We start from the raw sequence: 20,417 nt of genomic DNA, 5'->3' as shown, positions 1-20,417 counted from the left end.
CTATGACGGAAGATCTCGACGCCGCTCGTATTGCGGAATACCTCCACGTTACGCCGGATCAAGTGCTGAAAATGGCAGATCGCGGCCGCATCCCAGCACGCAAAGTGGGGGGGCAGTGGCGGTTTGCCAAAGCAGAAATACACCATTGGCTCGAAGAGCGAATTGGGGCCAGCGACTCGGAGCAATTGGATCAAGTTCAGAAGGTTCTCGATCGCGTTTCTCCCACCGCCGTCGACCGCCCCATCCATGAACTATGCAGCGTTGACGCAATCGAAGTACCGCTGAACGCCCGAACTCGCGGCAGCGTGATCCGATCAATGTGCTCGCTGGCGGCCAAAAGTGGAATGATGTGGGACGCACCCGCGATGGCCGAAGCGGTCCAGGCTCGTGAGCAAATGCATCCGACCGCCTTGGACTGTGGCGTGGCGCTGCTGCACCCTCGTCGGCCTCAAACATCCATTCTCGCCGAATCCGTGATCGCGTTGGGGGTTTGCCCCTCGGCGCTGCCGTTTTCGGACCGAGGGCAATTGACCGACGTTTTCTTTCTAATTTGCTCTTACGACGATCGGATTCACCTTCGTATCCTCGCAAAACTCAGTCGCATGATCGTCGACGACTCATTCTTGGCTGAGCTACGGACAAGTACATCGCCCGGCGAAGCGTGGCACGCAATCAAAGAGTGTGAAGAACGCGTCGACGAGCTTTGACCAACTGGAAACCACGAGACGGATCGACTCAATGCGTGAACACTCACACTCCGCAGCATCCTCGCTGCCTTGCCGTACATTGATGTGGGTCGGCCCCAGGAATTCGGTTGAGTTTCAAGCATGTTACGAATTTGCAGAATCGAATTCACTGCAGATCGCGTTTCGCCACTCGTTACGAGATGCTCTTGATCGGCCTGCCTCAACGGTCGACCGGATCATCATCACCCGCAATCATCGCGGCGTCTTTGATTGGAACCAAATCAACGTTTTGCTCGGACGCTACGAGAGTGCCCAGGGCATGGTCCTGTTAGGTGCCGCATGCGAAGGTGTGCGCCACACCGAGCGATTTTCCGTGGCAGCGGCTGCCAAATCGGAAGCGGCCGCGCGATTGTCGGTATACAACGCAATGCTCTGGCGTCAGCAAGTGCCGCAGTGGATACAAGGATCCGAGTCGCATCCCGTACGACTCGCCGATCAGAAAGTCACCGTGGCCGTGATCGCTGCGACGCTGCCGATCGCCGAACCGCTATTGGACCTTGCGTCCGCATGTGGCGCTGCCGCGATCTGGATGCGACAAGACGATGCACTACGCATTCGCAACCTCGATCGTGTGATCTGGGACGACTCCGTTGCAGTTCCTGCAACACATCAGGGATGGACATCACGAATGGCAGCGGTTGACACAGCCCGGATTGCCTCGCACGCCTGGATTGCCAACGCACCACGTGAGCACCAAGTGGCTGCCGCCGAGTCGGCCGGCGTCGAGCTCGTATTGAGCAAACCCTATTTCATCAACGGATTGAGCGGCTGGATCGGAGAACGACACGAGCAAGTCTCCACCAGTCAATTGTGCGAAAAGCTAGCCGCATAGCCCGCTCCCCTAACGCTTTGAAGCATTTTTCCGTACAAGGGGCTTGTGTATTTTTAGCGTAGCGGAAGTCGTCAGGACTTTCGTTTCCATGATGCATGCCCCCGAAACTCTTGACGAGTTCCGCTACAGGAAATGCTTCACAGCGTTCGCCAAAACGGCTAACGGGATTTCACCCAATGATCCCTGCCTTCCTGCTAAGCTTGGCGATTTCTGCAACGATATTCAACTCACACGATTCGGCAATCGCGGGCCGTTAAGCACTTCGCTTGGTATATACCAGTGAAACGTCGATCCTTTTGTGAGCCGACGGCGCTAGCCGCGGGCCCACCAATTTTGCATCGAACATGCCCGCGGCTAGCGCCGTCGGCTCAGATCATTATGTGGAATGACTCATATTGACCTGCTTAACTAACAGATTTGGTAACAAGAGAAAATTAATGACGAGCGAACGAACCCTACTCAGTTGCCTGATGTTGTTGGTCATCTGCACCGCATCTCGGGCGGACGAAACGCGAAATTTCTTCGTGGCTCCCATTACAACGGAGCTACACCGAACCACTGTGTCGTCCAGTGCGGACGCCTATGCAATCGTCAATTGCAACTCTTTGATCGTTGAGGGGGACTTGGACCTATCGGCACTCGACGAAGACGCCTTCCTTTTGGCGCTGCGAGCAGCAACAGCGACCCCCAAACATCTGATTCTGGTCTGCCGATACCAATTTCCTGCGGATCTCGACACACCATTGCGTACTCGGCTCAACAAACGATTGAAAGAACTGTGTGCCTCGGCTGGCTATCAAAATGTGAGCCTTTCTGAAACGAGGACGTCCGCAGACTGGAAGGACGCTTATCACCGTGCTGATAATTTTGATCAGCCAGAGGATCCGCAGGAGCCACTGGTTGAAAATGCACATGTACGGGTATTCCCGGTACGAACGCGACTGTCCAAGTTGGTTCATGGTGAGGCAGATTGCATTGTCGAAGTGATTCATCCAATCGACGGACGCACGAGTGAGTTCCCCTCCGATCTAGAATCGGCAATCTGCCAGGCCGTGCAGGCAACAGATCTGACCGAAAAACAAAGCATGATGTTCAAGTTGTCCAGTACCACCGCCGGCAGGGAGAAGGTCGAAGTTCTATTCGATGCCCGCTCTGCTCCCAAAATCCCTGAAACGGAAAGCATCGAAATACGACGCATTTTCGAAGCAAACGCTGCGGAATACAAACCATCTCCTGCTTTGCTGTTAGCACAAGAGCTCGGCTTTCAAAAGATACTCTATACACATTCACCGGGCGGAGGTGCTCCGGAGACACTCGTCGGCGCGAAAGCACCCAACTTCAAACTGACTCGCCTCAACGGCGATCCACTCGATTTGCACGACTTCGTTCTCGGCCGACCAGCATTGATTACGTTCTGGGGACTCGCGTGCGGTCCCTGCCGGCAGGAGGCTCCTCATTTGTCAGTACTGCACGAGAAATACGAGCAGGGATTCTCGATCATTGCAGTCAACGGGTACAACGACGCACGCGACGCGGTTGCCAAATATGTCAAGGACGAGAATCTAACTCACCCAATCGCTCTGCAGGGCAAGTCAGTTTCGGACGACCTCTATCGCGTGGGTGCCTATCCGACGACCTTTTGGGTTGATCACAGCGGAACGGTTATCGACTATGAAGTCGGTTTCACATCGGGCAAGCGACTCGAAGATCGCATCGAGACTCTTCTGAAACGCTGATTTGCTCGTGTAAGCCAACTCAACTAACCTAGCCGTGCAGATCTGGATAGGACAGGCTAAAGAGTCGAATGAGTGCGACTCGCGTCAAGGTGGCTGCGAAAGCCACAATAGAACTGCCCGCCTCGTTATGATTCGGGTGTGCGAGTAAATCGAAGAGAACAATGAAATTTTCAATGACGAAACTAGTGCTTTTGCTGTGTCTGTTGAACACCTGTGCAAGGGCGTCCGATAACCCCAACATTATCCTCATCTTGGCCGACGACATGGGGCCTGGTGAGCCATCGCACGCCGGAGGTTTGATTCCGACGCCAGCGATAGATCAAATGGCGAGCCAAGGCATGCGGTTTACCGATGCTCACACCAGTTCATCGGTCTGCACACCGACACGCTACGGAATTCTGACAGGGCGTTACAACTGGCGCAGTCGACTGAAGCAAGGAGTGCTCGTCTCAGCAGACTCTCCAGCTTTGATGGATCCAGATCGACTGAGTCTACCAAAATTTCTACAGCAATCGGGCTATCACACTGCCTGTATCGGCAAATGGCACCTCGGCGTTGATTGGGCTCTGCTGCCTGACGGCGGGAACCCCGGCCGGAAAGAGCAGTTTGGTTCTTGGAAAGTGGACTATGGCAAACCGTTCCAAAATGGGCCCGTTGACGTGGGTTTCGATGAAGCGTTTTTCATCCTGTCGTCTCTCGACATGCCACCCTATGTTTATTTGCGAAATGATGTTGCTGAGAAGGTGCCAACGGTCGAGCGTGGATTTCCGCACAACGAGTACAATGACTACGAACGTATCGGCGCGGCGGCAGATGATTTTGACGCAAGCGAATGCCTGGCCGATTGGGCGGCAGAATCACGTAGCTATATCAAACGCCGAGCAGCGGACGAATCAAGCAAACCGTTCTTTTTGTATCTTCCGCTGACATCGCCTCATACGCCGATTCGGCCAGGCAAAGCGTTCAAAGGACGATACGACCAATACAGCTGGTACGCTGACTTCATTGCCGAAACCGACTGGGTGGTCGCCCAAGTGCTCGAGCAACTCAATGAGTCGGGAATTGACGACAACACCCTGGTCATCTTCACCTCGGACAACGGTTTCGCTCCTTACGTCAAAATCCCAAAAATGCTGGCCGCGGGTTACCAGCCGTCTGGTCATTTCCGAGCATCCAAGGGGTCGATTTACGAGGGCGGTCATCGTGTGCCGTTCCTGGTTCGTTGGCCGGGAAAGGTCGACGCAGGCAGCAGCTGTAAAACAACGATTTGCACGACCGATTTCATTGCGACGTTCGCCGACATTCTCGGCAGCAAAGGGACGCTGCCTGATAATGCCGCCGAGGATTCGTTCTCGTTCTATCCCTGCTTAAACGGGGAACAAGCGTCGACGCGACCATTCACGATCCATCACTCGATGTCCGGAAAGTTTGCGATTCGCAAGGGCGACTGGAAACTGATTCTGACACACGATGGTGGTGGCGGATGGGATGGCCTGCCCGGTGCCACCAACGTCAAGACGACATCAAAATTGCTACAGCTTTACAATTTGCAGACGGATCCTGGCGAAACTCGCAATCTCGAGAACTCCAACCCTGAAAAGGTCGATGAGTTGGTCAACGACTTGGCCAGGGCTCTCGCCGACGGACGCACCACACCTGGTACGCCGCAACCCAATGATGGCTGGCCCTACCGGCATCAACCGACGATGAAGACGTATCCGCAGCTCAAAGAAAAATAAAGGAGTCGGGGTCTAAAATTCTAAATCAAGCCCGCGGTTTGATATCGGCAAATCACAGTGGACATCACTCGATCAGCCGCACGGTCTGTTTTGTCTCAGCGCTACGAATGGCGGTCTCGATGATCTGTTGTCCGATACGAGCAATTTCGGGGGACAGTGGGCCCTCGATCGGTAAATCGTTAGCAATTCGAGTGATCGCGTATTCAATACCGTTGCGTTCGCCCTCGGGCAGCTGCTCGACTGGGTAATCGTAGCCTTCCGGGCGATCCTTGGTCTGAATGCGGAGCGTCGTTTCGTAATCGTAGCTTGAAATCGTCCCCTCCGTTCCCCGCACGACAAAACCACATTTTGGTTGCGGCTGATGAGTCCACGGGTCGGTGAAGGTTCCCCACCGCGTTTCAAACTTCGACAAACCGTTTTCGTAACGAGCCACCGTGATGCTGTGCTCGTCGACTTCGACTCCAGGCGAAGCGGTTGTTACCGCAGTGACTTCGATTGGCTTTTGTCCGCCGTTGAACCAGCTTCCAATCGTCACTCCATAACCGAGGTAATCTCGCAGAGAACCGCCGCCCGCTTCTCGTTTGTACCACCAGCTTTGCTGCTTCTCTGCAGATGTCGGTTCGTGCTCGACTTTGTCGGCACCGTGATACAGCGGGCCGCGGTTGCCACCGTAGTGATGCACTTCGATGACATCTCCGATCAGCCCCTCAGTGATCAACCGCCATGTCGTGTAACAGCACGGTTCCCATCGAATCGGCCAGTTGATCAGCATCCGTTGGCCAGGTTGTTTGACGGCGGCGATCATGCGATCGGCATCCGCCAGCGACGCAGCAAAGGGTTTTTCAACAAACAAATGAGCGCCCGATGGAGCGATGCGATCGACCCACAACGCGTGTTCGCCCGTCGGAGGACAGAGGATGACGATGTCCGGTTTCGTCACCTCCATACACTTCTGATAGTCCAGAAAGACGGTTGATTCTGGAATACTCAGAGCGGCAATCGCGGGCTGCATTGCTTCGCGACTCTCATCGCATATACCCACAATTTCCGCATCAGGATGATCGACCACGTTGCGCAGCAGGTCGCCCATGTGCATGTGGGAAAAGTTGATCCCGGCAACTCGCCAGCGTTTTGACATCGTTCGTCTCCAGTGTTATGGAATTGTTTGCTAGTTCGATGATCTTAGATTTACGACCGAGACACAAGCCCGCCGGTCAGCGGGCCGAGTTTCCATTCCTGCAATGCATATTGGATCTCCGCCGATCGGCAATATTAGCAAAATCGAGATCCGATTCGAATGGCACGAACTTTAATCGCTAGGGAAATGCATCGCTGCGAGGGTTGGTGGATAGCCTCTAAGCAAAAAGGCAGGAGTCTTTCAGTATATTAGCCGCGTTGGCGTTAGCCACGGTTCCGACATTCAACCGGGGCTAGCGCCCAAACGGATAACGGGATTTCACCCAATGATTCCTGCCTACCTGCTTAGGCGATCAGCTTGGTTGCCGTTGAGGTTGAAGCCAACAACGCCAAAGTTGCTAATGTCGCCAGACGGAGGACGAAACAGGAGACTCAAGCGCTCCGCCTCACACTGTATATGCATGCCCGACACCTAAAGCACGGATCTAGACTTTCAATTCGGACAGCCGCTTTTAGTTTAGACCACTGCATCAGCACCTCTGAGTCAGCCTCCGAAAACGCCCGCGAAGGATTACTCCTCCGCGGGCGTATCTTGCTTCCACTTTTACAATCCCCTGGCATTCAAATTGCGAATGGTTCGGCACGCGTCCATTCTTGCGACTTGACGAAGGCACTCGTTGCCGGAAGCGATGCATAGACGATTTTGTCGCCGTCGCGAATCACTTGACCGGTAAAGTGCTCCGAGGTCGCAGTGTCGATCGACACGTCGGCCACGGTTTCTTCGTACTGCAGGGCCAGCGACTCGTCGAGCAATTCGCGAACCGTCGATCGCGCTCGCTCGTCTTCTTGCGAAGCGATCTCGGCGATTAACGATTCAAGCTCATCAAGCGACGCGATCTCGACCGGCAACTGCATTCGTGGTGGCCGATCCGGTGCACGATCTCCATTGGCCTTTGCCGCTTCGATCGCCAGCGACCCGTAGCACTCGCGAATCAGGCTCGGCCAAATGCTTTGCCAGTACGCTTGCGACGGAGCTCGTTCGATGCCCACAACGCGGTCATCGATCAGGATGATCGCACCGACCTGTCGTGCAACGCACTCGAACTCCGCCACGAACTCGTCAAGCTCCTTCTTGAATGTCTTCAAAAAGAATTCGAGGTGGCCTTGCCCGGTCACTCCGAAACGCTCGTTGAACACCGAGATATCGTCCCACAGCTTGCGAAAATCCTTCGTCTTTCGCTTCGCGAGGGCATGCTCGCGAAGAGCGTGCGGCAGAATCAGCATGCGATACGCCCCTTGCTGGATGTAGCCACCCTGCGAGGCCTGAATGCACATCGCCGTGTCGTAGCTGCGATCCCCCGCAGCAGCAACCACGCCAGCGTGTGCCATCGCATGGTCCTGGGCGTGCTGCTTCACGACGTATCCAGCATGACACGGAACGATCATCACCGAGTCACTCGTGTTGCGGAACCCGAGCGTACCGTAATTGGTCGTGTATACGGCAGCTTCACACTGGACCGGCGATACAAAACGATTGTCGTTCAAATCGCTGACCAACGGGATGACTTGCATGTAACCAACACTCTGCAGCCGACCAGCTTCGCATCCGCGCAGGACTTCCCGCACCTCAATTCGCGTGTTCGCTGGCTTCTTTCGCTTACGGAACATTTTCAATTTGTCTCCTCCCAATGAACCGGGACGTCCGGTGCCCGATGATAAATCGGACACCGCGACGTTTCGGTCGAACTATGCCGCCGGCAAGTAGCCAACGACCTTGGTCATTCCCAACAAAGCCGCGACGCCACGGTCGACGTCGGACTCAACGAGCGCCTTCAGCAACCCAATCCCGATTGAATCCGGCTTGCTGACTGGCATTGCAACCACCGATTCGCTCAGGTTGCGAACGCCTTGCGATTCAGCCGCGAACACCGGTGTGAACTGGTGAATCGGCGTTTGAATTCCGATTCGGCGTACGGCCGCGACCGTTTCACCGAAACGTCCCGCAGGTGCGTTTTCGTAACCGTCCGACAAAACAAACACGACGTCTGGATCCGACTTCAGCAACTGCACCAATCCCGCCGCCAACGACGTGTCGCCCGATGGCTGGACCAGTTCATAGCTGTCGATCGCTCGACCATCCGACGCAATCACAACCGCATCGTCCGCCGTCGCCGCCAACAAGTCTCGCAATGCGAGTGCCGTTGCGATCGGACGTCGAGCCTGTGTGTCGTGACCGAGCATCGATTGTGATGCGTCGACTAGCACACCGACTCGTTCAAACCGGACTGGCAATCGTGCTGCCGCCGCCTCCGCTTTGTCACGAAGAGCCTGCCGAATTGCGTCAGTCATGCCCATCTCGAAAGCGTAAACGTACAGCCGTACTGCGTCGTAGTTCGCCGGATCGAACGCGACCTTAACCCCCGACTGCTCTGCCTTTCGCTGGACGGCGATTTTTTGACCGATCGTCAGCTGGGACTTCGTCAGTTTGAGGACTTCGGCGCTCGTTCGATCCTTGTGGAATCTGCTTCGCAGACCTTCCATCGTTTCGGTTGGCAGAACAGCGCCGCGATCGAAGTCAGACTTCGCATCACGGTACGCCGCCAAGCGTCCAAGCGTCACGCCGGCTTCATCACCGAGGATGAATCGGACGCATTCTTCGACCCGACCGATGCCTTCAGCGGACACGAATCTCGCCACGTTCTGGCGGACGATTTGCGATTCCTTTTCGGTGCGGTCGTCCGGCGACTTTGCCAACACGCTACGCAGGATGCTGGCCGTTCGCCGTCCCCACGCGTGCGTCAACGCCACCTGCAGCTTCTCGCGATACTTGACCGCCCAGAATTCGAGGCCATCGGAACCGAGAATCTCGCTCAGGATCAGTCGACGCGTTCGCGCATTGTTGACGCGGTCACGGCGGAGCATTCCGAACAACTTCAGCATCCGCTGGGTTGGAAGCCCACGAACCAACTGCGTGATCGCTGCCACTTCGAACTCCGCTGGCAAGATTCCGCCGGCACGCGTTGTCTTCAGCAAACGACGGACACCGATCTGTCGGCTGTAGTCCGTGACGCCTGGCAACATCAGAGCTGCCGTGTAGACATCACGATCCACTTCGAACAGGTCACGGTGGACCAATTCAACAGCCGCTTCTTGCTCGGCTCGCGAGTTGTAGAACGTACCACGTCCGGTAGCCGTTGCGACTGAGTCGAGGAACGATCCGAAGGCCAGCGGAAACAGTTCGCGCTGCGTCTTGGTCAGACTGAACGCTGGCTTGCGATCGTCGATTTGCGTTGCAATCAGGTCATGCATGGCCGCCTCGCTAATTTGGGTTCCGACAAGTGAAGTGAGAAACATCGAAGAGTGAAGCGGGTGCTGTTTCCAGACCGCCAACTTCGCTCTCCAAACTTTCCACAGTGCGATGCAAAAAATGCTGGGATAGGGAATCGGTCAAGATCTCTCGGAGAAAGCTCGTTCTAGCTTTCGTGGTTAGAAGCCACGTTCCTGAATTGACGGATAAGTTCCCAGCAATCACGGTTCCGAAGAACCATGGAAGAAATTCGAGGTAGGTTGCCAGTCATGTTTTAAGCACGGGATTCGAACCCGTTACATTCAGAATCTAAATCTGATGCTCTAACCAAATGAGCTAGCTGTAATGACGTGCTAGTCCTCGAATCAGAAACGCCGGTGGGAGTCGAACCCACTTCGTCCGAGTTGCAGTCGGATGCCTTGCCGTCTGGCTCCAGCGTCTTTGAAAGTTCTAAGTTATGTTTACTTCGCCGTTCGTCGCCTTTTGCTCCGCAACAGTAGCGTTTTCTTCGCTAACTTCCACGGTGCGAAAGGCGACAATCAGTACTGAGGGCGGGAGTCGAACCCGCAAGCACTTGTTCCTAAGACAAGCGGCTCGCCGATGGCCTACCTCAGCTAATGGACCAATCACGACTGCTCGTTCAATGCAGACACAAAAAAAGACCCGGGTGTCTAAGTGACCCCGAGCCTTCTAGTGTAGTGCCTTCACATTGAGAGCGTTCGCTAGAACAACGAGTGTCAATTCAGACGTCGATACGCCGGACCATCATTCAGATTCGACGGACAAAATTGTCTGCCGGGATCGCCGAAGGATGGGCCTTCGTGTATCAGTTCGAGTCGACTGGAGTGGGGCGTTAGTTGTAAAAGCATTAAATGGCTCGCAACTCGTTCTGCGGTGAATGTGACCTGTGTGTTCGGAAGTAATAGACGCGATTGTTTCCGACGGGTTCGCGAAAAATCTCGCTTCCACAAAAAACAAGAACCGTTAGACCACGATTTCCATTCTGAAACTCAGGGTCCAAATTCGAGCGATACACAAATCCAAGCCGTCAATCGAGTGTGCTTGGAATTGCCAACGCAGCATCGTTCACGGTTTACCTGCGACGAGCTCCGGATCGCTTCATGCCTTTCGCGACGAGATCCAACGCTTCGGCTGCACTGTAGTCTTCCAATACATCGAAGAAGCAAGCCAGGACGCGTTTCGTTTCCGCGACATTGATCTTGAGTCCTGTTGTGTCTGCTTTAGCGGCGACCTGATTGTATAGATCGCTGAGGCTAACCGATGCCTTCTTGGTGGTCTTTTTCTTAGCCATGTCGTTTGCTCCTGTTCCTGGAATTGAAAGTAGTGTTGAACAGAAGTATCGACCAGCGAGGAGCCTGATGCAAACGATATCTCATTGCACGGCGCTCCGCACGATCGGATTAGGCGAGCTGTGCAAAGTAGGCAAGGGCTTTGACGGACTTGTAGATTGCCTCTACTGCAATATGCAATCTAAACTTCCGAGGAGACCAACCCCCAGTTTATAGTCCAACCAAAGCACTACATTCAGATTTGCGTCAGCTACTTTCGTTCCTGCAAATACATCAGCAGATCCACCAGTTCTTGTTGCTTCATCGTTCGCTCGAGACCGGTAGGCATGAACGAAGTCTTCAATAACTGCCGCTCTTCGACGTCTTCAGCGGCCACTTGGTCGACCTGGTTGTTGGCGATGCGAATGGTGATGCCGTCTTCATTCTCAGCGATCACAAAACCGCTCAGGATTCTCCCGTCCGCAGTGATCACCATTTCACCTTGATACGCTTTGTCAATGATCGCGCCCGGTTGCAGAATGGATTGAAGCAGCTCTGCTGGTGTTCGTTCTTTGGCAATGTGTGACAAATCGGGACCGAAATCGGTCCCCGCACCATCGACCTTATGACACTGGATGCATGTGCGTTTGAAAACAACTTCGCCCGATGCGGCATTCCCGGTCAACTTCAACAACTCTTCGGTGGGTGGCAGTGGTCCTTCATCTTCAATCGCTTCGATCACTTGCTTGCCCTTGACGCCGTGGATTTGCAAGTCGCTGATCGACCAGCGGTGATGGTCGTCGGAGCCTGTTTGCACGATTCGGAAGTAACGGCCGAGCGTCGGTTCCATTGAAAACACGTTGATCGCTCCTTCGCCTTTTCCGCGTGTAATCGGTTCGCTCCACCGTTCTTTATCATCCGAAACCCGAATCTCCACACCACGCGGATAGCGATCCGGCGTAGCAGATGTCAACACCATCGACGTGACCGTGTGCGGTGTGCCGAGGTCAATTTCGTACCATCGACCCGGTTGATTTTGGTTGTCGCACGAATCGGACTTGCCATTGATCGCTCGAGCCGCAGATTCCGGACCAGCATTGGAGTCGACTCGCCACGAATCACGGTCGTCGAGTTGCGGCAAACTAAAACGCTGAAGAGATTCTTGTGTCCATGGTCGGTAGCGTCCCTTGCTGGCGGCGCGAACATCCGCGATATCATCGGGACGAATCACCGAGGCGAGATTCCCCCAGTCCTGACGAATGTAACTGGTCACGGCCGCAATCCATTCATCGTTCTGTTTGTCCGACGGTGCCATCACTTCATGATAAGTTTTTCCATCGACGGGGCCGGCCAGACCATGCAACACAATTCGAGCCAAAACTTCCTTCTGTCCTGTCACTCGCGGAGAACCAGCCAGCGCGGGAGCCTTCGCCGGCAGCCCCGCAACCGGAATCCCGCGACCATCCTTCCCGTGACAGTTGATGCACAGCTGTGCATAAATGTGATAGCCGTCTTCGATCAACTTGATTGCTTCATCGTCCAAGGGACGCGGTGGCGCACTTTCCTGTTCCCACCCCGCAATGCCAGACATCCAACGCCGCTGTGTATTGATCCGTGTTGCCGAATCACGAATCGTGCGGAACGCTTTCCCCGTCAACATCCGTTCGATCAGCGGAGTCGATTGCTTGTACAACGCCGTCATGGCAGACAAATAGACGACTTCGTTGCTGATGTGTCTCTCGATGATACGATCGATCCATTGAGCTGCTTGCGGTGTCAGATTCTCGCCAAGTGACAGAATCAACTGGCGAGCAACGTTCGGATCGTCTTCGCTTTCCGAGAGATGGCTGAATGCCTTCGCAATTTCCGCATCGTATTCGAACGGATTGATACCCTCGCTGATTCGCACTGCGGCTTCACGCACTCGCCAATCCGCATCGCTCATTGCTTTGACCAGCAGCCCCACTGACGTCGCTCCGATACCGTCGAGCGTCCACAGTGCATGCAGCCGCGCCAGCGGACGTTTGTTAGCCGAAACAGAGCGTTGGAGTGCCGAGATCACGACGTCCCCATGCTCATAGAACAGAGAAGCACGGTCGCGGTATTGTTCCCGAACTTGACCGGTAATATCAAAAGGGTTCATTCTCAGAACGATCAACTTTTGAGCCGTGTCTCGAACCCAACCGTTGTCACTGTCCAACTGCGTCACCAATTCCTGGATCGACATGTCCAGCAATCGAGGAACCGCAGTAGGCTCAAAATCATCGTGAACGATGCGATAGATACGACCATGATGAATGTTGAAATTCAGTCCGGTTCGCTGCAACATCGCCTGCATCTGCTCGTTCACCCACGGAGCGTCCTGGATCATCCCGCGATACATGTCGACGACGTACAAACAACCATCGGGACCGCTATGCGTGCTGACCGGGCGAAAGTTGATGTCATTGGAAACGAGAAACTCGGTTTTCTGAGATTCGTAAGCGTTGCTGACAAGGATCTTCCCAGCATCACGCGTCAGTTTTGCACGACGGACTAAATGCCCGGTGGGATCACAGACAAAGTAGTCGCCGCGGACTTCCACGGGGTAGCAGTCGCCGCGATAAATCGAGCCGCCCGTCGCCGATGTGAACGACTGGTACGCGTGTGGTTCGCCTCGATCGCCAAACTCGCACGTCGAATGCATCGTCAGAAACTCAGGCTGATAATCACTGCCGATCGTCGGCTTCTGCCAACGCCCGCCTGCTCGTTTTGAAATCTGACGCCAGTAACCTGGATGTTGCTGAAAACTTTTCAGCGGTTCACTATTGGCACTGAAGAACAGCCGCCCAGTATCATCCTGGTCCATGCCCCATTGGTTCCAATCAAATTCGATCGGAGCAACCTGAACGTGATTCTTCACTACGCGTACGGCGGCCTCATCTTTCACCTTCATCGCAAGATCAGGTGTGTTTACAGGCGGGTTGATCTTATAACGCTCACGTCCTCGACTTAGGTAAATCCAATTGTCGATCGACCAAAACAAACCGCTATCCTGATGTTCGACGCTGCGGGACGCGTCAATTTTTGCCGTTCCTTTAAACAACAGCAGCTTCTCATCAGCGATACCGTCGTTGTCGGTGTCACGATACGAATGGATGTCGGTCGAGTCGGTTTCGACCACCGCAATTCGGTCGTCCAGCGGCAAAATCATTCTTGGCAAATTCAGCCCGTCGACAAAGACCGTATGACGGTCTAGCGTGCCGTCCCCATTGGTGTCTTCATGTCGCGAGATACGTCCGTTACGTAGATTCTTGGTTCCTGTGCCAAGTTCATCCTGCATGTAGCTTCGCATCTCCGCGACATACATTCGCCCGTTGCCGTCCCAAACCGCCAGCACAGGCTCACGAATCTCGGGTTCGGCCAGTATCACCTCCGCTCGATAACCATCGGGCAATTTTAACGTCGCGAGTGATTCTTCGGTTGTAAGCATCGCATACGGATTACGCTCCTTCTTCATTGCGGCCCGCTCGCTCGCGTCAGCGATTGCTTGCGGCGCTAGAGACAGTGTCTCGCCATCAACAGTCCAGTGCATGTCGTCCGGCGAAACGATCGACGTCGCTTCCGCATTGGGAAATTCCGGGGGTACATCCAGCGTCACCTCATACCCCGCCACCCACTGGCAACTGCGAGCCATCATGGTTTGAAAACCGACACAGTGAAGTGAATGTCGCGTCCGATCGCCGAGTCCGCCTGTGGGCCAGTAGTGCCCGAGTGAGTTCGTGACAACGCGGCCTTTGCCAAAGTCCGTCGTCCATATCACAGGTTCATGTTGGTCCGTACCACCTTGTTCCTTCGCTGAGAAAGCTGACGCCAGTACTTGCACACCCACAGCCGGTCCACGCATAGCATGGTAAAGTTCGTCGGTGCCATGCATCCAATCCAAGGGAATGCCGCGCATAATCGGGTGATCGGCAGCACGAGTCCGCACCGCGAACGCATGCTTCGATCCATGCCCTGACTCAGGTCCTTCGCCTGCGGGTTGAATAATTGGTTTGCCGGTCGCATCGTCAATCGTGACACGGATCCCTTGGTCGTGCTTTCGCCAGCCCAGCCCAATCATGCGATTGAATTCGTCCCAGTTCGCGAAACAATTATTGGCTGCATGCAGCACAATCAACCCGCCACCGCCTTGCACGAACTGCACCAAGTCGGCTTTGACTTCGACTGGCCAATCCGGACCGTTGTAGTTATCGATGACAACGTCAAAGTCAGAAAAATTGGGACGCCACTGTTCCCACTGTCTATCGAGGGAAGTTTCGTAATTGCGCTCGGCGGTCTGCCAAACTTTTAACGACGCATCGTAGTCGGCAACTTCTTGCTCGGAAGCATCCTTTGCCGGACGTTGGGGACGCCGAGCCGAATAGGAATTAGGAGCTGTCGTGACATCCACCGAAAAAGCCCCCGTTTGCAACAACATCGACCGCAACGCTGTAGAAGTTCCCTGCCAAGCATGATTATTGCGTCCGTCAACGATGAGCACGCGGATGAGACTGGAGGTCTGCGCAGACGCCGGGTTTGAAAACACGAATGCGACAATAATGCTTAAAAACAGGAACTTCACTCTTCTTCCTCGATGGGACATATTAAATTTGTATCGTGCTAAAACCAGTAAGTGCCGTTCTATGCTGAGGTCCAGGCTTTAGCCGTTAAAACGCACCAGCGATTGGTCTTTTCGACTCCCCCGGATCCCTTAATGAAATCGTCCAGCTTAGAACACTTCGCTATCACTCGGGCCGCTGAGCAATCACCATCATAACCTGATGCGTCCGTTTTGAAGTTGCGTTGTTTAGTAGGCCGGATCAAGCAAACGGCGTAAATGCCGGATCGGCGGACGCAATTGAGAATTTCATATCGGTCCGAGGCTCATTTGAAAAGGCTACCGTTTGCACTGATCCGGCTTGATCCTGCGTCCTTGATCCGGCCTACAGCTCGCCCGCAAATACAATAACGCAACTTCAAAACGCGTGAGCGAGCGACTTCCTTTAATGTCACGCTCGCCAAACCATCGAATAGTTGGATCACTCAAGATCCTGCTTTGCTCGTTAGTCGGCCTCGTGTGCGAGGGATAGAGCTTGGATCAGATAGTCTAATTCCGCTCGGATCTCGTCCTGGTCACCCACGGTCACTGATATTTCTGCTTTAACGGCCGCACGAAATCGCTTTCGCAAGCGAAGAACCGCCATTGCTGCGGCTTCAGCAGAAAGGCCCAATTGCTCGCCAAGCTCACTCGATGTCTGCATCGCTGAATCGCCAGTTAGGCAGGGTCGAAGCAACTCAAACTCTTCCGTCTTACCAGCATGCTGATGTTGTATCTGCAGCGACGACAATACGCGATCAAGAATTTCAACCGCCCATTGGCGGTCGAAGTAGGCATCTGGCGGGAATCCGTCTGGATCGATGACTGCCTGTTCACGCTGCTCATTCTCGTCAGACACCGACGCGTGCATCGACAGAGGTGTCTTTCCCGCACCTCGCTTAGCCGCCATCCGACGATCATTGACATCACTGAGAAAATGCTTAACACAACCAAGCAGGTAAGATCGAAATCTCCCTCGGGTCGGTTCCGCGTTCTCGAAGCCCTTGCCGACAAGAACGCGTGCGAAGAAGTCTTGCGTTAGGTCACAAGCATCCTGTGGCGATCGACACGACTTCCGAATGAATGCTTCGACAGGTCGGTAGTATGCGGTGCATAGCTCGCCAAGTGCCTCACGCGCTTCAGCCGACGTGCCACGCGCAGCAACAATTCGCGTCCACTGGGTAGTCGCAAATTGTGGTTTCTTCTCGTCGTCAAATTCGGACGAATGCGTCATATTCGGTTATCGGGAATTACGTGCGAGAAACTCCAAACCATCAATGCCAATACGATGGCTCCGATGCCAATGATAAAAATGCTGGTCAACGCAACCAGTACCACTCTCCACGCTCCGCTTTTCACCGAATTGCAAATCAATATCGCGGCACCGCAGACACCCAACAGAATGCCGACAACCAAGCACTTCAGTGCAGTTCCCATACTGCCAAATGCTGGTAGCGATCGCTGAACTTTGAGCTCTTGTGTCGTTGCCTCGATTCTCGCTTCCAACTCTGCCAATTCAATGTCGCTATCGCCAGTACGCGTCTGTTTCAAGATCACCTGCGAAGCCAATGCTGAGTTCAGTTGAGCGGTCAGGCGGCTTAATGCTTGACTCTGGTCATGGAGCTGTTGTGACTCCGTTGCGAAGTGATACCTTAATCCTAGCGTCGGAAACGCGATGGCCAGCACAATCGCGACTGTACCCATGGCAGATGCCATACGGTTTCGGCTTGATACGCTTGCCGACGCAGAATTCTCCACCCCTGGATGGCGTGCCATTCGGAACAGCCACCAAGCGGATAGAGGCAACGTGATTGTGCCGATCCAAGCTGTGATAGAAATAATGGCTTCGATCAGTATTGGATTCCAGCTTGGGTCGTCAAGGACCGCCAGAAGAACAAAGAAACCGAATCCACCGACGGGCACAGCCAGTAACGCCCCAGTCCACGCGATCCAATGTAACGGTCGATATTTACGAGTCGTACTTAATGCAGTGGCTCGTTCCGCGAGCGAATCATCCCACATTAACGTGAAGAATGCCGCTGCCAACGACATCGGAACACCCAACAGCATGGCTGCGGCTAGGAATCGTGAGTCTATCCCCAGTAACGAGAGGAACACGATCATGAATACTGCGGCCGACATGAATAAAATAACACTCGTTGCAGCGAACGTAAAACCCCGGTGGGGCGAAGTCTCCCGAGGTCGGGCGGCCGCTGCAACGTGATGTTCGTCGGAGACCGAAAGTGTTTCCAATTGAGCCTTGAGTGCCTCTGTCGTTGGCCATCGCAATTCAGGGTTACGGTCAAGCGCTCTCAGCACGATCTCGTCCAGCCGCACATCGACTTGAACCCTGCGCGATGGCATTTCAAAAATCCCGCGCGGCAATTCGCCTGTGAGCATTTCGTACAACACCACGCCCAGCGAGTAGACATCCGCTCGTTGATCGACGGTGCCAGGCTCCCGCATCTGTTCCGGTGCCATGTAATTGGGCGTACCCAATATGACATCGCCAGTTAGCTGCACATCGGAACTCGGTTGACGCTCGCCCGAATCGGTACTTTCTGCGTTCTCATCAATCGGTAATCGAACAATCCTAGCGATACCGAAATCGGCGATCTTCACATGACCTTCGCGGTCCAACAGCAGGTTTTCAGGTTTGATGTCACGATGAACAATGCCTCGGCTATGGGCAAACGTCAGCGCCTCACAGACGGGTGGCACGATCGCCAACGCCTGTGCAGGCGACATTCGGCCCGCATTCATGGCTTGACGAAGATTCACTCCATCGACGTACTCCATCAACAGAAAGTAGAAGCCATCGGCCTGGCCAAAATCGTGAATTGTAACGATGTGGGGATGATTTAACTCAGCCAGCGCCCGTGATTCGCGTGTAAAGCGAGCTTCAAAGTCGTTCTGGCCAATCGATCGCCGAGTCAATAGTTTGATGGCGACAAACCGATCGAGCGACTTCTGCCGCGCCTTGTAAACGGACCCCATTCCGCCTTGACCAATCAGTTCGATAACTTCCAGTTGGGGAAACGCCGCTCGAACCGCTTCGATGTCCGGTGGCGCAGGACGTGTCGATGAATCTTCACCATCATCCGTGTCCATGGCTGCCTGAAAAAGCAAGCAACGTGGACACAATCCGCCGAGTGAATCCGCCGCGATTGACGACCCACATTGTGGACATCGAGGCGTGTCAGTTGTGGGGAAGTTTGTCGTTTCGTTGGTCATCAATGCCTCAGTCACCTGTTACTGTAAAGTATCGCAGCTACCGGAGTACTTGAGGAATCGCGAGGGTGACATAACGTGATTTGTACGAAAAATCGCCAAAAAGATGGTGAGTACTGTATTCCTGGTTTAACGAGAATTGGAATTTGAAGACCGTTTATACGGCGATTTGCCGAACGCAAGCTGCACTTTGCCAGCCTTGTCGACGAGCGAACTCCATTTCGTCCAAAAGTAGAACAGTGTGGCTGTCGCGGGTCAGTCACAACCAAACGTCGATACACTTAATCACGAATCCGCTTTGCTTTTTGGGCAGCGCCGTTTTGGTGCAGTGTAAGGGCGTAGGCAGGGCCGGCGGCTCGGAGATGAAACTCTAGCTGTGCATCAACACCTCGGTATGACCATTTCGTTGGTGAGTCAGCGAATACCTCCTGCGTCGGCTGGTTCGTGATACCAACCATCAAGTGACCGTCTTTGAGGTTCACGTCAAAGATAAAGTTGGGTGTCAATTGATATCGGCCGACCAGACGCTCCGGAGGGATCCCCTCCGTTTTGGTATTCTTGGCAGCGTGTTCCATCATCAGGTGACTCATCATTGCGTCGCAAGCGGGGAACGCCTGTGATTGCCCCGAGTTCGTGTACACCACGGCCGCGAAATTGGATTCGGGCAAAACCCAAATCAAGGCAAAGCAATTCGTATTGCTTCCCGCGTGGTTCAGCGCGGGACCAAGCCCGGTGTCCGTCATGATCCAACCACATCCGTACTTTGCACCAGGTAGGGTATAGTCGACTTGGGGCTTGTGGAGATGATCAAAGGAGTTCTGTGATCGAAGCACCGGCGATGGCTTGCCCGCCAAATGCCACCGCGAATACTTTGCGTAGTCTTCGATGGACACGTGAACCGTTCCCGCCGCGGCATAGACCGTTGGGTTTTCGGATCCCACGATTCTTGGATCGACGGGCTCGCCACCGTCGGCCTGATGGCCCCACAGCAGTGGCTGCTGAAGTTGCTTTGCGGATGCCATCGAACGAAAGTCTGCCGAACGCATTTCGAGCGGATCGAACACGTGTTTCTTCATGAGCGACTCGAACGACTCACCAGCGCGCGTTTCCAACATCGCCGAGGCGATCGCGTAACCGAGATTCGAGTAGGCGAACTTCCCCCGAGGCAGTGACGGTGCTTTGGAAAGCACCAGCTTGAGCATGCGTCTGCGCTCCAATGTCGGCGATTGCTTCTCGTCAAAAAAACTCGCCCAGGCGCCAGCGGAAACATCGGAAACATTCTCGGGCAGTCCACTTTGATGCGAAAGCAACTCATCAAGCGTTACTGTGCGTAGTTTCGGATGAATGGCGTCGTCAGAGGCTTTGGGCCAAACGTCTCCCAAGGTTGTTTCCCATTGGATCTTACCCGCATCGACCATGACTGCTGCCAAAGTCGCCGTCATCGACTTGGTGCATGATCCAATCGGAAACCGATCAGACAACTCAACCTTGTCTGACGTTCCCCGTTTGCGAATACCAAAACAATCCGCTTTCACCAAGCCGTCCACGTTGACGACTGCGGCGGTCATCGCCGGCACATCATGCTTGCGGCAAATTTCGCCAAGTTTTTCGGCCATCTCCGTCGTCTGCGATTGAGCAAAAGCAGTCGAGCTAATGCCAGTGGCTAGAAACACTCTCAAAACGACAAGCGATTTAGAAACAAAGGAGACGTATCTCATGCTGGGAATTCCGGTTGAAGAAAAATTCGACGTGTAGACGGACGGCCCGTGTAACATGATTGGT

The 20,417-nt window shown here is 54.2% G+C and carries 12 protein-coding genes and 3 tRNA genes; 4 read left to right on the top strand and 11 right to left on the bottom strand.

The features are described 5' to 3' along the window. The first annotated feature begins 2 nt into the window (after positions 1-2). The 4 genes from SH528x_RS18460 to SH528x_RS18445 all read left to right on the top strand — a co-directional run bounded on the left by SH528x_RS18460 (position 3) and on the right by SH528x_RS18445 (position 5,053). Complete coding sequence (locus SH528x_RS18460) at positions 3-707, top strand: PTS sugar transporter subunit IIA (protein WP_442511938.1); 705 nt, start codon at positions 3-5, stop codon at positions 705-707. Between the two features lie 31 nt (positions 708-738). Further along, positions 739-1,578: a hypothetical protein gene (locus tag SH528x_RS18455; protein WP_442511937.1), complete on the top strand. Its 840-nt coding sequence runs from the start codon at positions 739-741 to the stop codon at positions 1,576-1,578. Between the two features lie 437 nt (positions 1,579-2,015). Beyond that, complete coding sequence (locus SH528x_RS18450; RefSeq protein ID WP_442511936.1) at positions 2,016-3,314, top strand: TlpA family protein disulfide reductase; 1,299 nt, start codon at positions 2,016-2,018, stop codon at positions 3,312-3,314. Positions 3,315-3,475: 161 nt separating this feature from the next. Then, positions 3,476-5,053 (top strand): sulfatase family protein, encoded by a 1,578-nt coding sequence (locus tag SH528x_RS18445; RefSeq protein ID WP_442511935.1) that lies wholly within the window; start codon positions 3,476-3,478, stop codon positions 5,051-5,053. A 64-nt stretch (positions 5,054-5,117) separates the two neighbouring features. Here the strand turns inward: SH528x_RS18445 and SH528x_RS18440 are convergent, their stop codons facing one another. The 11 genes from SH528x_RS18440 to SH528x_RS18390 form a co-directional block, all read right to left on the bottom strand. Beyond that, positions 5,118-6,191 (bottom strand): Gfo/Idh/MocA family protein, encoded by a 1,074-nt coding sequence (locus SH528x_RS18440; protein ID WP_442511934.1) that lies wholly within the window; start codon positions 6,189-6,191, stop codon positions 5,118-5,120. Positions 6,192-6,811: 620 nt separating this feature from the next. Further along, the gene (locus SH528x_RS18435) at positions 6,812-7,858 is read right to left on the bottom strand and encodes an ARPP-1 family domain-containing protein (protein WP_442512139.1); all 1,047 of its coding nucleotides are present in this window, start codon (positions 7,856-7,858) and stop codon (positions 6,812-6,814) included. A 78-nt stretch (positions 7,859-7,936) separates the two neighbouring features. Beyond that, on the bottom strand, positions 7,937-9,499 hold the full coding sequence (locus SH528x_RS18430) for a VWA domain-containing protein (RefSeq protein WP_442511933.1): 1,563 nt from the start codon (positions 9,497-9,499) through the stop codon (positions 7,937-7,939). A gap of 271 nt (positions 9,500-9,770) precedes the next feature. Continuing rightward, positions 9,771-9,843 (bottom strand) — tRNA-Leu (locus SH528x_RS18425). A 23-nt stretch (positions 9,844-9,866) separates the two neighbouring features. Continuing rightward, positions 9,867-9,937 (bottom strand) — tRNA-Cys (locus SH528x_RS18420). A gap of 103 nt (positions 9,938-10,040) precedes the next feature. Continuing rightward, a tRNA-Leu gene (locus SH528x_RS18415) sits at positions 10,041-10,112 on the bottom strand. A gap of 478 nt (positions 10,113-10,590) precedes the next feature. Continuing rightward, entirely contained in the window at positions 10,591-10,809 is a 219-nt protein-coding gene (locus SH528x_RS18410; protein ID WP_442511932.1) for a hypothetical protein, read from the bottom strand. 248 nt (positions 10,810-11,057) lie between these two features. After that, positions 11,058-15,389: a PVC-type heme-binding CxxCH protein gene (locus tag SH528x_RS18405; RefSeq protein ID WP_442511931.1), complete on the bottom strand. Its 4,332-nt coding sequence runs from the start codon at positions 15,387-15,389 to the stop codon at positions 11,058-11,060. 481 nt (positions 15,390-15,870) lie between these two features. After that, positions 15,871-16,638 carry an RNA polymerase sigma factor gene (locus tag SH528x_RS18400; protein ID WP_442511930.1) on the bottom strand — a complete coding sequence of 256 codons (768 nt, stop codon included), beginning with the start codon at positions 16,636-16,638 and terminating at the stop codon, positions 15,871-15,873. Next, complete coding sequence (locus tag SH528x_RS18395; RefSeq protein ID WP_442511929.1) at positions 16,635-18,638, bottom strand: serine/threonine protein kinase; 2,004 nt, start codon at positions 18,636-18,638, stop codon at positions 16,635-16,637. Before SH528x_RS18395 ends, SH528x_RS18400 begins: the two co-directional genes overlap by 4 nt. A 278-nt stretch (positions 18,639-18,916) precedes the next feature. Beyond that, positions 18,917-20,353 (bottom strand): serine hydrolase, encoded by a 1,437-nt coding sequence (locus tag SH528x_RS18390; protein ID WP_442511928.1) that lies wholly within the window; start codon positions 20,351-20,353, stop codon positions 18,917-18,919. Between the last annotated feature and the right edge of the window lie 64 nt (positions 20,354-20,417).

The sequence above is a fragment of the Novipirellula methanifontis genome (assembly GCF_052161655.1).
In the GTDB taxonomy this organism is placed as follows: domain Bacteria; phylum Planctomycetota; class Planctomycetia; order Pirellulales; family Pirellulaceae; genus Novipirellula.
This window is presented reverse-complemented; position numbering and strand designations above follow the sequence as displayed.

Excerpts from the sequence above, each read along its gene's own strand:
- SH528x_RS18460 (WP_442511938.1), top strand. The coding sequence starts at position 3 with ATGACGGAAGATCTCGACGCCGCTCGTATTGCGGAATACCTCCACGTT.
- SH528x_RS18455 (WP_442511937.1), top strand. The coding sequence starts at position 739 with ATGCGTGAACACTCACACTCCGCAGCATCCTCGCTGCCTTGCCGTACA.
- SH528x_RS18450 (WP_442511936.1), top strand. The coding sequence starts at position 2,016 with ATGACGAGCGAACGAACCCTACTCAGTTGCCTGATGTTGTTGGTCATC.
- SH528x_RS18445 (WP_442511935.1), top strand. The coding sequence starts at position 3,476 with ATGAAATTTTCAATGACGAAACTAGTGCTTTTGCTGTGTCTGTTGAAC.
- SH528x_RS18440 (WP_442511934.1), bottom strand. The coding sequence starts at position 6,191 with ATGTCAAAACGCTGGCGAGTTGCCGGGATCAACTTTTCCCACATGCAC.
- SH528x_RS18435 (WP_442512139.1), bottom strand. The coding sequence starts at position 7,858 with ATGTTCCGTAAGCGAAAGAAGCCAGCGAACACGCGAATTGAGGTGCGG.
- SH528x_RS18430 (WP_442511933.1), bottom strand. The coding sequence starts at position 9,499 with ATGCATGACCTGATTGCAACGCAAATCGACGATCGCAAGCCAGCGTTC.
- SH528x_RS18410 (WP_442511932.1), bottom strand. The coding sequence starts at position 10,809 with ATGGCTAAGAAAAAGACCACCAAGAAGGCATCGGTTAGCCTCAGCGAT.
- SH528x_RS18400 (WP_442511930.1), bottom strand. The coding sequence starts at position 16,638 with ATGACGCATTCGTCCGAATTTGACGACGAGAAGAAACCACAATTTGCG.
- SH528x_RS18395 (WP_442511929.1), bottom strand. The coding sequence starts at position 18,638 with ATGACCAACGAAACGACAAACTTCCCCACAACTGACACGCCTCGATGT.
- SH528x_RS18390 (WP_442511928.1), bottom strand. The coding sequence starts at position 20,353 with ATGAGATACGTCTCCTTTGTTTCTAAATCGCTTGTCGTTTTGAGAGTG.